This window comes from Salmonella sp. 32020114201800008SM, assembly GCF_017572025.1.
GTDB lineage: Bacteria > Pseudomonadota > Gammaproteobacteria > Enterobacterales > Enterobacteriaceae > Salmonella > Salmonella enterica.
Window position 1 is genome coordinate 181,594 of sequence record NZ_JAGEQM010000003.1, and the last position, 14,205, is coordinate 195,798.

Below are 14,205 nucleotides of genomic sequence, written 5' to 3' on the forward strand. Positions count from 1 at the left end.
TCCTTATTCCCGGTAAATTCCTGTGGTCGGCGTATCCCCGGCATATCCCCAGGCGCGATACATCCCTTCGCTGTTAAACGGCAACGCGACATTACCTTCGTGATCAACGGCGATTAATCCACCGCTGCCGCCCAGCGCCGGTAATTTTTCCATCACCACGCGCTCACAGGCGTCGGCAAGGCTGAGTCCGCCATATTCCATCAATGCGGCGATATCGTAAGCCGCGAGCGTGCGAATAAAGACCTCTCCCGTTCCGGTACAGGAAACGGCGACGCTGGCGTTGTTGGCATAACACCCGGCGCCGACCAGCGGGCTGTCGCCGACGCGCCCGGGCAATTTATTGGTCATCCCGCCGGTAGACGTTGCCGCCGCCAGATTGCCGAATTTATCCCGCGCCACCGCGCCGACTGTACCCATTTTTTTCGTTTCGTCCAGCGGCGCGCCGCTGTGATCGAGCGCCATTTCACCCGCCGCACGCGCCGCCAGCAATTGCTCGTAACGCGCCGGGGTGGAAAAGATATCCGGCGAAACGCGCGCCATCCCCTGTGAAAAGGCAAAGTTTTCCGCCCCTTCCCCCACCATGAGTACATGCGGGCTGCGCTCCATCACCAGCCTGGCAGCGAGCACAGGATGGCGAACATGACTCACGCCCGCGACGGCTCCGGCTTTCAGGGTATTGCCGTCCATCACGCAGGCATCCAGTTCATGAGTCCCGTCTCGGGTATAGACCGCGCCGATACCCGCATTGAAGAGCGGACACGCTTCCAGCAGGCGCACCGCTTCCGTCACTACATCAAGCGCGCTGTCACCCGCTTCCAGCATCTTTTGCCCGCTTTCAACAATCTCTGACAACGCCTGGATATAGCGTAGCTCCTGCTCATGGCTCATTTGCGCGCGAGCAATCGCGCCTGCGCCGCCGTGAATCGCAATCACTGCTTTATTCATTTTTAGGGTCCATTACGGTGGCACACAACTTTTACTATAACTATCAGAATTGTTGTGAGTTATTCATTCGATTTTTGAATATAGAAAGATGCGTAAGGTATGTAAAGGCGCAAGGCCGTCTCTAAGACCGAGGTAGCATACTGCCCGCCACTGTTTTCTGACATAATAGCCGGATTCGATTTTGCCTCGCAGGAGTATGTTCATGGAATTTTCCGCCGGATTGATGCCGCTTGAAACGGCGCTGACCCAGATGCTTTCACGTATTACCCCTCTCACCGCCGTAGAAACGTTGCCGCTGGTGAACTGCTTTGGCCGCATCCTGGCGACCGATATCGTATCTCCCCTTGATGTCCCCGGCTTTGATAATTCAGCTATGGATGGTTATGCGGTACGTGTGGCGGATTTGTCCGCCGATAAGCCGCTGCCCGTCGCCGGCAAAGCATTTGCCGGTCAGCCCTACCAGGGAGAGTGGCCTGCGGGAACCTGCATTCGCATTATGACCGGCGCCCCGGTACCGGCAGGTTGCGAGGCGGTAGTCATGCAAGAGCAGACGGAACAAACCGATGACGGCGTGCGTTTTACCGCCGATGTTCGTTGCGGACAAAACATCCGCCGCCGCGGCGAGGATATTCGCCAGGATGCGGTGGTCTTTCCGGCCGGTACGCGCCTGACTACTGCCGAACTGCCAGTGCTGGCGTCGCTGGGAATTGCCGATGCGCAGGTTGTACGTAAAGTGCGCGTAGCGCTGTTCTCGACCGGCGACGAGCTCCAGCTTCCGGGCCAGCCGCTGGAGGCGGGACAAATTTATGACACTAACCGTCTAACTATACATTTGATGCTGCAACAGCTTGGCTGCGAAGTGATCAATTTAGGCATTATTCCTGACGATCCCGGTAAGCTTCGCGCCGCGTTTATCGACGCCGACAGCCAGGCCGATGTAGTGATAAGCTCCGGCGGCGTCTCGGTTGGTGAAGCGGACTATACCAAAACCATCCTTGAGGAGCTGGGCGAAATCGCCTTCTGGAAGCTGGCTATCAAGCCAGGCAAACCGTTTGCCTTCGGCAAGCTCAGTAATAGCTGGTTCTGTGGCCTGCCGGGGAATCCAGTCTCTGCGGCGCTCACGTTTTATCAACTGGTTCAGCCCTTACTGGCGAAGCTTGGCGGCAACACGGCAAGCGCAGTGCCGCCGCGCCAGCGTGTACGCACAGCATCTCGCCTGAAGAAAACGCCGGGGCGTCTCGATTTCCAGCGCGGCATTCTGCAACGTAGCGCCAACGGCGAACTGGAGGTCACGACCACCGGACACCAGGGTTCACATATTTTCAGCTCGTTTAGTCTGGGCAACTGCTTTATTGTGCTGGAGCGTGAACGCGGCAATGTTGAGCCGGGAGAATGGGTGGAAGTCGAGCCGTTTAATGCTCTGTTCGGAGGCCTGTAATGGCGGAACTTAGCGACCAGGAGATGCTGCGCTATAACCGACAAATTATTCTGCGCGGCTTCGATTTTGAAGGGCAGGAAGCGTTAAAAGATGCGCGGGTATTAGTGGTCGGGCTGGGCGGACTCGGCTGCGCGGCAACGCAGTATCTGGCCGGCGCTGGCGTCGGGCAACTGACGCTACTCGATTTTGATACCGTTTCCGTTTCCAATCTCCAGCGTCAAACCTTGCACAGCGACGCCACGGTCGGGCAGCCAAAGGTTGAGTCCGCCCGCGACGCGCTGGCGCGAATCAACCCGCATATTACCATTACGCCCGTTAACGCGCGGCTGGACGACGACGCTATGACCAGCCTGATTGCCGGGCATTCGCTGGTACTGGACTGTACTGATAACGTTAGCGTACGTAATCAACTTAACGCCGGGTGCTATACCGCGAAAGTGCCGCTAATCTCCGGCGCGGCAATTCGTATGGAAGGACAAGTTACCGTCTTTACGTATCGGGAAAACGAACCCTGTTACCGCTGCCTGAGCCGTCTGTTTGGCGAAAACGCTCTGACCTGCGTAGAGGCAGGGGTGATGGCGCCACTGATTGGCGTGATCGGTTCGCTACAGGCAATGGAGGCCATTAAGCTGCTGGCGCATTACGGTCAGCCTGCCAGCGGAAAAATCGTCATGTACGATGCGATGACCTGTCAGTTCCGCGAAATGAAGTTAATGCGCAACCCCGGCTGTGAAGTCTGCGGACAGTAGCCACTTTACGGATAAACATACCGAAGCACGGTTTATGGCCGTGCTGTATCAACAGATAATTACTGTCATCAGACGCAAAGCCAGCTTACCCAAGCTCCGACTGACGATCGGCTCAAGCAGCGCGGCATCATCTTAAACGCCATACCACAACCTCAAACCGTGATGTTGTACCTCATTTAACGCCTCTTTGTCAGAACCTCTCCATTCGTTGACGCACATCAAGATAACTTTCATTCGAAAGTAATTTAATCTTTATATGAAACAAGAGAGGCCGTTTATGATCTTCAATATTCAGCGCTATTCTACCCACGATGGCCCCGGTATCCGTACCGTAGTATTTCTCAAAGGCTGTTCGTTGGGCTGTCGCTGGTGCCAGAACCCGGAAAGCCGCGCCCGCGCTCAGGATCTGTTATACGACGCGCGACTGTGTCTCGAAGGATGCGACCTGTGCGCACAAGCCGCGCCGGACGTCATTGAGCGCGCGCTAAACGGCCTGCTCATCCATCGCGAGAAACTGACCGACGCCCATTTTTCCATCCTGGCGCATTGCTGCCCCACACAGGCGTTAACCGTGTGCGGCGAAATAAAAAGCGTGGATGAGATCATGGCGACGGTACTGCGCGATAAACCTTTTTACGATCGCAGCGGCGGCGGTCTTACGCTTTCCGGCGGCGAACCGTTTATGCAGCCGGAACTGACGGCAGAGCTGTTTAAAGCCAGCCATGACGCCGGTATTCATACAGCGGTTGAGACCTGTCTGCATGTTCCATGGAAATACATTGCGCCCTCACTGCCTTATATCGATCTGTTTCTGGCTGATTTGAAACATGTCGCCGACGGGCCGTTTAAGCAGTGGACCGATGGCAGCGCCTCGCGGGTGCTGGAAAATCTCAGGAAACTCGCCGCCGCGGGCAAAAAAATGGTGATTCGCGTCCCGCTGATTCAGGGATTTAATGCCGATGAGGAGACCATTAAAGCCATTACCGACTTTGCCGCCGACGAACTGCACGTCGGGGAAATTCATTTTCTGCCCTACCACACGCTGGGCATCAATAAATACCACTTACTCAGTCAGCCCTATCATGCCCCGGATAAACCACTGGATGCACCGGCGTTACTTGATTTTGCCCAGAAGTACGCCTGCCAAAAAGGTTTAACCGCGACCCTACGAGGATAATTATCATGACCCAACTGAAACTGGACACGCTCAGTGACCGCATTAAGGCGCACAAAACCGCGCTGGTACATATCGTGAAACCGCCGGTCTGTACCGAGCGCGCGCAGCATTATACCAAAATGTATCAGCAGCATCTGGATAAACCGATTCCGGTACGCCGCGCGCTGGCGCTGGCCCATCACCTGGCGGAACGCACTATCTGGATAAAACACGATGAACTGATCGTCGGCAACCAGGCAAGTGAAGTCCGCGCCGCGCCGATTTTCCCGGAATATACCGTCTCGTGGATTGAAAAAGAGATCGACGACCTGGCAGACCGGCCCGGCGCAGGTTTTTCCGTAAGTGAAGAAAACAAACGTATTCTGCACGACGTCTGTCCGTGGTGGCGCGGTCAAACCGTCCAGGATCGCTGCTACGGCATGTTTACCGATGAACAAAAAGGGCTTCTGGCGACTGGCATTATCAAAGCCGAAGGTAATATGACTTCCGGTGACGCGCACCTGGCGGTGAACTTCCCGCTGCTGCTGGAAAAAGGGCTTGATGGCCTGCGCGATAAAGTCGCCGAGCGCCGCTCACGCATCAACCTTACCGTGCTGGAAGATCTGCATGGCGAGCAGTTCCTGAAGGCGATTGATATTGTGCTGGATGCGGTAAGCCAGCACATCACGCGCTTTGCCGCGCTGGCGCGCCAGATGGCAGGCGAAGAGTCCCGTGAAAGCCGTCGTAAAGAGCTACTTACCATCGCCGAAAACTGCGAGGTGATCGCCCACCAACCGCCGCAGACCTTCTGGCAAGCACTGCAATTGTGCTACTTCATCCAGCTGATTCTACAAATTGAGTCTAACGGTCACTCGGTGTCATTTGGTCGTATGGACCAGTATCTTTACCCCTATTATCGTCGCGATGTCGAACTAAACCAGACGCTGGATCGTGAGCACGCCATTGAACTGCTGCACAGCTGCTGGCTGAAACTGCTGGAAGTAAACAAGATCCGCTCCGGTTCGCACTCTAAAGCCTCCGCGGGCAGCCCGCTGTATCAAAACGTCACCATTGGCGGTCAGAATCTCATCAACGGTCAGCCAATGGACGCAGTGAATCCACTGTCTTACGCCATTCTGGAGTCCTGCGGACGTCTGCGTTCTACCCAGCCCAACCTCAGTGTGCGTTATCACGCCGGAATGAGTAACGATTTCCTTGACGCCTGCGTCCAGGTCATCCGCTGCGGCTTTGGGATGCCGGCGTTTAACAATGATGAAATCGTCATCCCGGAATTTATCAAGTTGGGGATCGAACCACAGGACGCTTACGATTACGCGGCGATCGGCTGTATCGAAACCGCCGTCGGCGGGAAATGGGGTTATCGCTGCACCGGCATGAGCTTTATTAACTTCGCCCGCGTCATGCTGGCGGCGCTGGAAGGCGGTCGCGACGCCACCAGCGGCAAGGTATTTCTGCCGCAGGAAAAGGCGCTCTCCGCAGGCAACTTTAACAATTTTGACGAAGTGATGGCCGCCTGGGATACCCAAATTCGCTACTACACGCGCAAATCGATCGAAATTGAGTATGTGGTCGACACCATGTTGGAAGAGAACGTCCACGATATTCTGTGCTCAGCGCTGGTAGACGACTGTATTGAACGCGCGAAGAGTATCAAGCAAGGCGGCGCTAAATATGACTGGGTATCCGGTCTTCAGGTCGGTATCGCCAACCTGGGCAACAGCCTCGCCGCCGTGAAAAAACTGGTCTTCGAACAGGGCGTTATCGGTCAACAGCAGCTTGCCGCCGCGCTGGCCGATGACTTTGACGGGCTGACCCATGAGCAGCTGCGCCAGCGTCTGATTAACGGCGCGCCGAAGTACGGTAACGACGATGACAGTGTCGATACCCTGCTGGCGCGCGCTTATCAGACCTATATTGATGAGCTGAAGCAATACCATAACCCGCGCTATGGTCGTGGCCCTGTGGGCGGCAACTATTACGCCGGTACGTCCTCTATCTCAGCAAACGTGCCATTTGGCGCCGCGACTATGGCTACCCCGGATGGTCGCAAAGCGCATACGCCGCTGGCGGAAGGCGCAAGCCCTGCATCGGGTACGGATCATCTCGGCCCGACGGCGGTGATTGGTTCCGTAGGCAAATTACCTACCGGTTCCATTCTCGGCGGCGTGCTGCTCAACCAGAAACTGAACCCAACGACGCTGGAAAACGAATCCGACAAACAGAAACTGATGGTTCTGCTACGGACGTTCTTTGAGGTGCATAAAGGCTGGCATATTCAGTACAACATCGTGTCACGCGAAACGCTGCTGGATGCGAAAAAACATCCGGACCAGTACCGCGATCTGGTCGTGCGTGTGGCAGGCTACTCCGCCTTCTTCACCGCGCTGTCGCCGGATGCGCAGGACGATATCATCGCCCGTACCGAACATATGCTGTAATTTGCCCAGGCGCCATCGGCAATATGTCCGAACTGCCTGATGGCGCTACGTTTAACAGGCCTGCGCAGGCCTGTTAATCAGAAGGGATCGGTGCCGTCAAGCACGGCCTGAATGACGTTGAGCGCGCCTTGATGGTTATTATCATCAGTGTGATAACGTGAAAGCGCTTTGATATTGTCTGCGGCATTGCCCATGGCAAAAGAGTAATGCGCCATTTTCAACATTTCCGCATCATTACCGCTGTCGCCAATGGCGACGACATTCTGTGGCGACCTGTTCCAGCGCTTTAACAGACGACTGATGCCATTCGCTTTATGCAGTCCCGGGATAATCAGGTCGATAAAACCGAAGCCACTGGTGACGGGCTTCATGATGCCATCCAAAGATACGTGCAGTTTGTCGATAACCAGCGGAATTTGTTCATCGGGCAAATTCAGGGAGAACTTAAACAGGATATCGTCAATGTCGTGATAATCGTTTACCGGCTGCAGGCGGTGATAATGTTTGGCCATCAGCGCCACGAAAGTCTCGGGAGCGTTTTTGCTGACATAAGCGCTTTTCAGACCGCAGGCGACGAAGTTAAGCTGCTTATCCTTCAGCAGTTCGCCAATCACAATCCGCGATTCATGCCGGGTTAGCTCCCCGTGAAACAACTGCTTGCCATGTTCATACACCAGCGCGCCATTTTCTGCGACAAAGGAAATTTCGTCTTTCAGCTCGGGGAAGAAGGAGATCAACTGGTAGTACTGATTACCGCTGGCGACCACAAATTCGATATTACGTTTTTTCAGTTCCTGGTATTGCGCCATGAAGCGTACACGATCGTACTGCTTGGCATCGTCGAGAAAAGTGCCGTCCATATCTGTAACGACAACGTTAACGGTCATACTTAAGCTCCTGGCTGTAACTGCGACCAGAAACATTTTAATAACAATGTGAGCAGAACCACAAATTTATTTCGAATGAAAAGTGGCTGAACGAAAGGAATAGCCGCATAAGACATTAAGGCGTCCTGGCCACCTTACGTTTTCCTCTCGCTTCCCTCTTTGTGCGCTCCTGCAATATTTTAAACTTGCATTAACCTTATTTTAACTTAAAGTATCAGATGTAACTAATTTTACTTTCGAACGAAAGATGGTGAGGTTGATATGACAACTCCTTTTACCCACGAAACGCTACCCGCCGACCCAAAAGCGGCCATTCGTCAGATGAAGCAGGCGCTACGCGCGCAAATCGGCGACGTACAGGCGGTGTTCGACCGTTTGAGCGCCACCATAGCAGCCCGGGTGGCGGAAATTAACGATCTGAAGGCGCAGGGACAGCCGGTATGGCCAATTATCCCTTTTAGCGAACTGGCGATGGGCAACATTAGCGATGCCACCCGCGCCGAGGTTAAGCGCCGCGGGTGCGCGGTGATTAAAGGTCATTTTCCACGCGAACAGGCGCTGGCATGGGACCAGTCGATGCTCGACTATCTGGACAAGAACCATTTTGACGAGGTGTATAAAGGACCGGGGGATAATTTTTTCGGTACGCTGAGCGCCTCCCGACCTGAAATCTATCCTGTCTACTGGTCGCAGGCGCAAATGCAGGCCCGCCAAAGTGAAGAGATGGCGCTGGCGCAGTCGTTCCTCAACCGTCTATGGCAGGTAGAGCGCGACGGCAAGCGATGGTTTAATCCGGATATCAGCATCATTTACCCGGATCGCATCCGTCGCCGCCCGCCGGGCACCACATCCAAAGGACTGGGAGCGCATACCGACTCCGGCGCGCTGGAGCGCTGGCTGCTACCAGCCTATCAGCAGGTATTCGCCAGCGTGTTTAACGGCAACGTCGAGCAGTACGATCCGTGGAATGCGGCGCACCGTACCGAAGTTGAAGAGTATACGGTGGATAATACCACCAAATGCTCGGTATTTCGCACCTTCCAGGGCTGGACCGCGCTCTCCGATATGCTGCCCGGCCAGGGGTTGCTTCATGTCGTCCCTATCCCGGAGGCGATGGCGTATATTCTGCTGCGCCCGCTGCTGGATGATGTCCCGGAAGATGAATTATGCGGCGTCGCGCCGGGCAGGGTGCTGCCGGTTTCTGAACAGTGGCATCCTTTACTGATGGCGGCGTTAACCAGCATTCCGCCGCTGGAAGCCGGGGATTCCGTGTGGTGGCATTGCGATGTCATCCACTCCGTCGCCCCCGTCGAAAATCAGCAGGGCTGGGGCAATGTGATGTACATTCCTGCCGCGCCAATGTGTGAGAAGAATCTGGCCTATGCGCGTAAGGTGAAAGCGGCGCTGGAGACAGGCGCATCACCGGGCGATTTCCCGCGCGAGGACTATGAAACCACCTGGGAAGGGCGTTTCACGCTGCGCGATCTGAATATTCACGGCAAGCGGGCATTAGGTATGGACGTTTGACGGTCGTACCGCCCTTCCCGCTCACCTGCGGTGTGCCCTTTGCCTGGGCGCACCCGTCTTACCGAACCTACGCGCCAGGATACGTAGGCCCGGTAAGCACAGCGCCACCGGGCGTCAGTGTTTAGCTTTCAATCCCTTTACTACGCAAATAATCGTCGTAGTTGCCGCTGAAGTCCACCACGCGCTCCGGCGTAATTTCAGGAACTGAAAAAGCGCGGCATTGAGTTCGTTGTCGCCAGCGGTAATCAGTATTACCAGCTTATTTCGTTCTTTCCTGAGCTAAAGGATGAGATCTCTTTTGTCGCGGAAAACGGCGCACTGGTTTACGAACATGGCAAGCAACTGTTCCACGGCGAACTGACCCGGCATGAATCGCGTATTGTGATTGGCGAGTTGCTGAAAGATAAGCAACTTAATTTTGTCGCCTGCGGTCTGCAAAGTGCATATGTCAGCGAAAATGCGCCAGAAGCATTCGTTACCCTGATGGCAAAACACTACCATCGCCTGAAACCTGTAAAAGATTATCAGGAGATTGATGACGTACAGTTCAAGTTTTCGCTCAACCTACCGGATGAACAAATCCCGTTAGTGATCGACAAACTACACGTTACGCTCGATGGCATTATGAAGCCCGTCACAAGTGGTTTTGGCTTTATCGATCTGATTATTCCCGGCCTGCATAAAGCAAACGGTATTTCGCGGTTACTCAAACGCTGGGATCTGTCGCCACAAAATATGGTAGCGATTGGCGACAGCGGCAATGACGCAGAGATGCTAAAAATGGCGCATTATTCCTTTGCGATGGACAATGCCGCAGAAAACATTAAATAAATCGCCCGTTACGCTACCGATAATAATAATCATGAAGGCGCACTGAATGTGATTCGGGCTGTGCTGGAAAATAAAGTGCCGTTTACACTTTAACGAGAGTCGGGGCAATCGCCCCGATTTCTCAATGAGCATTACACTCATCTTCTTCAATCAGTTCAACCACTAATGTGGTTCCAGGCCCCTGTAAGTAATATTCATCGTCAAGGGGATCGCGCAGTTTCATAAATGTCGTTTTACCGACTTGCATGGTATGCCCGGCAGCCATTTCTGCTCCACTTTCAAGCAGGTAACGCAGAACATTATTGAAAATATCAGAATATTTTTGCCCTTCGTGATGACCTTGTGCGTGTGCTGCGAAATCTGGTAGCCCAAAGCAATCAGCACCATAGGTACGCATCCATACGCCTTCGATATCCTCAACTTCATATTTCACAAATCCACAAAATAGAGAGGTCAGCGGGAAACCTTCACGCAACATTTCCAGACTATGCTTACCCAACTCCTGAGACTTAAATACCCCCGCAGGTAATGAAGTGTGAGCCGATTCATTTAATACAGCGACAGCCCCCATGCTACTTAATGCACCTGCAACCACAGCCAACGCAACATATTGCTCTAAAGGTGAAGTATCATACCCCTTATAATATAAAATAATATTTGCACTGGTTGCCCGTACTTGCTCTTTTACTTCCTGGGGATAATGAGCTGGCGCGACGCATTGTTCGATTGATTCCTGAGGGTAAGGCGTTTTAAATCCAACCATCGATATTACATGCTTACCCCATCCTGCTAAACCAAAAAAATCCAGTTCAGGGACAAGTTCACACGTTGCCTGTTTCATACTGGAATGATAATTACGCAACAAGCGGGTGAGTTCTTTTGAATTATTTTCCGGGAGAGTATCAAATACAACAACTAAACTTAGTGGGTTATCAATTTCAGCATTCGCTACTAAAACACCTTGTATATTAGATGAGTTTTTTTCTTTACGGCCAAAAAAGCGTTCCAAAATGCTCATATTTATTCCTTTTGTTGAACAATAAAGGAATATAAAATAGCACTTGAATTCTTATAAAGAAAATAACATTACAATATGTTTACCACAAAATATATTCGCAATTTTTATGATAGATCCTCTTCTTTCATTTAATTTTAAAATAGAATATTAAGAGCCTATCCCACCAGGAGTTATTGGCGCAGCCAGTTTGGACACGGACAGCGCGCAAAAACCGGAGCGTACACGTAGTACGTGAGGTTTGACTCGCTACGCTCGCCCTTCGGGCCGCCGCTAGCGGCGTTCAAAACGCTAACGCGTTTTGGCGAGCACTGCCCAGGTCCAAAATGGCAAGTAAAATAGCCCTAATGGGATAGGCTCTAAGAGTATATATAATTTTCACATTGCATTCGGAAAAAATAAAAATTACCTTGTTAACATTCTGTAACCCCGACGCTATCGGGGTTACAGACAATAACTTACTCGATCCCTTTACTACGCAAATAATCGTCGTAGTTGCCGCTGAAGTCCACCACGCGCTCCGGCGTAATTTCAATGACGCGGGTTGCCAGCGAGCTGACGAACTCACGGTCGTGCGAAACAAAGATCAGCGTGCCCTGATACAGCTCCAGCGCCATATTCAGCGATTCGATCGACTCCATATCCAGGTGGTTAGTCGGTTCGTCCATGATCAGGATATTCGGCTTTTGCATCATCAGTTTGCCGAACAGCATACGGCCCTTCTCGCCACCGGAGAGGACTTTGGCAGGCTTTTTGATATCATCCTGGCTAAATAGCAGGCGGCCCAGAATACTGCGCACTGCCTGCTCGTCGTCGCCTTCCTGTTTCCACTGACTCATCCATTCAAACACCGTCAGGTCATTTTCGAATTCATATTCGTGGTCCTGCGCGTAGTAACCAATACGCGCGTTTTCCGACCATTTAACGGTGCCGTGATCGGCGTCCAGATCGCCAACCAGCGTCTTCAGCAGCGTAGATTTACCCACGCCATTGGTGCCGAGTACCGCCAGCTTCTCGCCGACTTCGAGCAGCAAATTGACATTTTTAAACAGCGGACCGTTATCAAAACCTTTCGTCAGCGCCTCCACTTCCAGAGCGTTACGGAACAGTTTTTTATCCTGCTCAAAACGGATGAACGGGTTCTGACGGCTGGAGGCTTTCACCTCTTCCAGCTTGATTTTATCAATCTGCCGCGCGCGCGACGTTGCCTGACGCGATTTAGAGGCATTGGCGCTAAAACGGCTAACAAAAGATTGCAGCTCGGCAATTTGCGCTTTTTTCTTCGCATTATCGGCCAACAGACGTTCACGCGCCTGGGTCGCCGCCGTCATATACTCATCATAGTTACCCGGATAGACGCGCAAGTCGCCGTAATCCAGATCCGCCATATGCGTACAAACCATGTTCAGGAAGTGACGGTCGTGCGAAATGATGATCATCGTGCTATCGCGCTCGTTCAGCACCTGCTCCAGCCAACGGATAGTATCAATATCCAGGTTGTTGGTCGGTTCGTCGAGCAACAGGATGTCCGGATTAGAGAATAACGCCTGCGCCAGCAGCACACGCAATTTCCAGCCTGGCGCGACTTCACTCATCAGACCGTAATGCTGCTCCAGCGGGATGCCCACCCCCAACAGCAGTTCGCCCGCGCGCGCCTCAGCGGAATAACCGTCCATCTCGCCGTATTTTACTTCCAGATCGGCGACTTTATAGCCGTCTTCTTCGCTCATTTCCGGCAAGGCGTAGATACGGTCGCGCTCCTGCTTGACTTCCCACAGTTCGCCATGCCCCATAATGACAGTATCAAGTACGGTGAATGTTTCAAAAGCGAACTGGTCCTGACGCAGCTTACCGATGCGCTCATTAGGATCGAGGGAAACATTGCCCAGCGTCGGCTCCAGGTCGCCGCCGAGGATTTTCATAAAAGTGGACTTTCCGCTACCGTTGGCGCCAATCAGGCCGTAACGGTTGCCGCCGCCAAATTTGACGGAAATGTTTTCGAACAGCGGCTTACTGCCGAACTGCATGGTAACGTTGCTGGAAACTAACACAGGCTTATCCTGAAAAAAGATGTGACAAACCGCTTATTATGCCACAAGTCTGAAATAAGATCGCGCCCTGTACAAAGGGCTACACTGAACCGTAAGGGAAAAAAACGTGATTTCGTACACATCTGAATTCCCTGTTTACTGGAATGCACCTATAATGCGCTCCCAACATGACAGAATTCTCAACCTACTAGCCTGCTTGGCACAGAATCTCGCATAACATGAATATGAAATTAACAACGCTTTTCGCGGCGGCTTTCGCTGTAGTTGGTTTTTGTAAAACAGCCTCAGCAGTCACTTACCCGCTGCCTACCGATGGTAGCCGTTTAATTGGGCAAAATCAGGTCATCACCGTTCCGGAGGGCAATACCCAGCCGCTGGAGTATTTTGCCGCGGAGTACCAGATGGGGCTCTCCAACATGCTGGAAGCCAACCCGGGCGTGGATACCTTCCTGCCGAAGGGCGGTACCGTGCTGAATATTCCGCAGCAGCTGATCCTGCCGGATACCGTACACGAAGGCATTATCATCAATAGCGCGGAAATGCGCCTCTATTACTACCCGAAAGGCACAAACACCGTTATCGTCCTGCCGATTGGGATCGGTCAGTTAGGTAAAGACACGCCTATCAACTGGACGACCAAAGTTGAACGTAAAAAAGCCGGTCCGACCTGGACGCCTACGGCAAAAATGCACGCTGAATATCGCGCCGCCGGCGAGCCGCTGCCTGCGGTCGTGCCTGCGGGCCCGGATAACCCGATGGGCCTGTACGCGCTGTACATCGGTCGCCTGTATGCTATTCACGGCACCAACGCCAACTTCGGCATCGGGCTTCGCGTGAGCCACGGCTGCGTACGTCTGCGCAACGACGATATCAAATTCCTGTTTGAAAATGTGCCGGTCGGTACCCGCGTGCAGTTTATCGATGAACCGGTAAAAGCCACCACCGAGCCGGACGGTAGCCGTTACATTGAGGTGCATAACCCGCTGTCAACGACGGAAGCGCAGTTTGAAGGTAAGGAAGCGGTGCCGATCACGCTTAATAAGAGTATCCTGGCCGTCACCAACGAGCCTGACGTTGATCAGACCGTCGTACAACAGGCAGTTCAGGATCGTTCCGGGATGCCGGTTCGTCTGAACTGACAGACTCT

At 53.1% G+C, this 14,205-nt stretch carries 10 protein-coding genes and 1 pseudogene; 7 read left to right on the top strand and 4 right to left on the bottom strand.

Features of this window, described 5'->3' with window-relative positions; translation table 11 throughout:
- Positions 1-3 precede the first annotated feature (3 nt).
- Positions 4-945: a beta-aspartyl-peptidase gene (iaaA, locus tag J4613_RS10195; protein ID WP_001030503.1), complete on the bottom strand. Its 942-nt coding sequence runs from the start codon at positions 943-945 to the stop codon at positions 4-6.
- 202 nt (positions 946-1,147) lie between these two features.
- Between iaaA and moeA the strand changes: the two genes are divergently transcribed.
- The 4 genes from moeA (at position 1,148) to J4613_RS10215 (ending at position 6,747) form a co-directional block, all read left to right on the top strand.
- Positions 1,148-2,383: a molybdopterin molybdotransferase MoeA gene (gene moeA / locus J4613_RS10200; protein WP_000395790.1), complete on the top strand. Its 1,236-nt coding sequence runs from the start codon at positions 1,148-1,150 to the stop codon at positions 2,381-2,383.
- Positions 2,383-3,132, top strand: coding sequence for a molybdopterin-synthase adenylyltransferase MoeB (gene moeB, locus J4613_RS10205; RefSeq protein ID WP_000829280.1), 750 nt, complete (start codon positions 2,383-2,385; stop codon positions 3,130-3,132). The genes moeA and moeB overlap by 1 nt, the downstream gene beginning before the upstream one ends.
- A 277-nt stretch (positions 3,133-3,409) precedes the next feature.
- Positions 3,410-4,309 carry a glycyl-radical enzyme activating protein gene (locus tag J4613_RS10210; RefSeq protein ID WP_111742400.1) on the top strand — a complete coding sequence of 300 codons (900 nt, stop codon included), beginning with the start codon at positions 3,410-3,412 and terminating at the stop codon, positions 4,307-4,309.
- Positions 4,310-4,314: 5 nt separating this feature from the next.
- Positions 4,315-6,747: a glycyl radical protein gene (locus tag J4613_RS10215; RefSeq protein WP_061377716.1), complete on the top strand. Its 2,433-nt coding sequence runs from the start codon at positions 4,315-4,317 to the stop codon at positions 6,745-6,747.
- Between the two features lie 77 nt (positions 6,748-6,824).
- Here J4613_RS10215 and J4613_RS10220 read toward each other — a convergent pair whose 3' ends face one another.
- Positions 6,825-7,634, bottom strand: a complete 810-nt coding sequence (locus J4613_RS10220; protein ID WP_000217910.1) for a Cof-type HAD-IIB family hydrolase — start codon at positions 7,632-7,634, stop codon at positions 6,825-6,827.
- A gap of 261 nt (positions 7,635-7,895) precedes the next feature.
- Here J4613_RS10220 and J4613_RS10225 point away from each other — a divergent pair, with 261 nt between their 5' ends.
- Entirely contained in the window at positions 7,896-9,161 is a 1,266-nt protein-coding gene (locus J4613_RS10225; protein WP_000210961.1) for a DUF1479 domain-containing protein, read from the top strand.
- Positions 9,162-9,356: 195 nt separating this feature from the next.
- A pseudogene (locus J4613_RS10230) lies at positions 9,357-10,085 on the top strand (Cof-type HAD-IIB family hydrolase); the annotation flags it as partial.
- Positions 10,086-10,113: 28 nt separating this feature from the next.
- Here the strand turns inward: J4613_RS10230 and J4613_RS10235 are convergent.
- Positions 10,114-10,857, bottom strand: coding sequence for a DUF4261 domain-containing protein (locus tag J4613_RS10235; RefSeq protein WP_077905610.1), 744 nt, complete (start codon positions 10,855-10,857; stop codon positions 10,114-10,116).
- A 608-nt stretch (positions 10,858-11,465) separates the two neighbouring features.
- A complete protein-coding gene (locus J4613_RS10240; protein WP_000961479.1) occupies positions 11,466-13,058 on the bottom strand; it encodes an ABC-F family ATPase in 1,593 nt (530 codons plus the stop codon).
- Positions 13,059-13,276: 218 nt separating this feature from the next.
- Between J4613_RS10240 and ldtB the strand changes: the two genes are divergently transcribed.
- Entirely contained in the window at positions 13,277-14,197 is a 921-nt protein-coding gene (ldtB, locus tag J4613_RS10245) for a L,D-transpeptidase (RefSeq protein WP_001056404.1), read from the top strand.
- Positions 14,198-14,205: the final 8 nt, after the last annotated feature.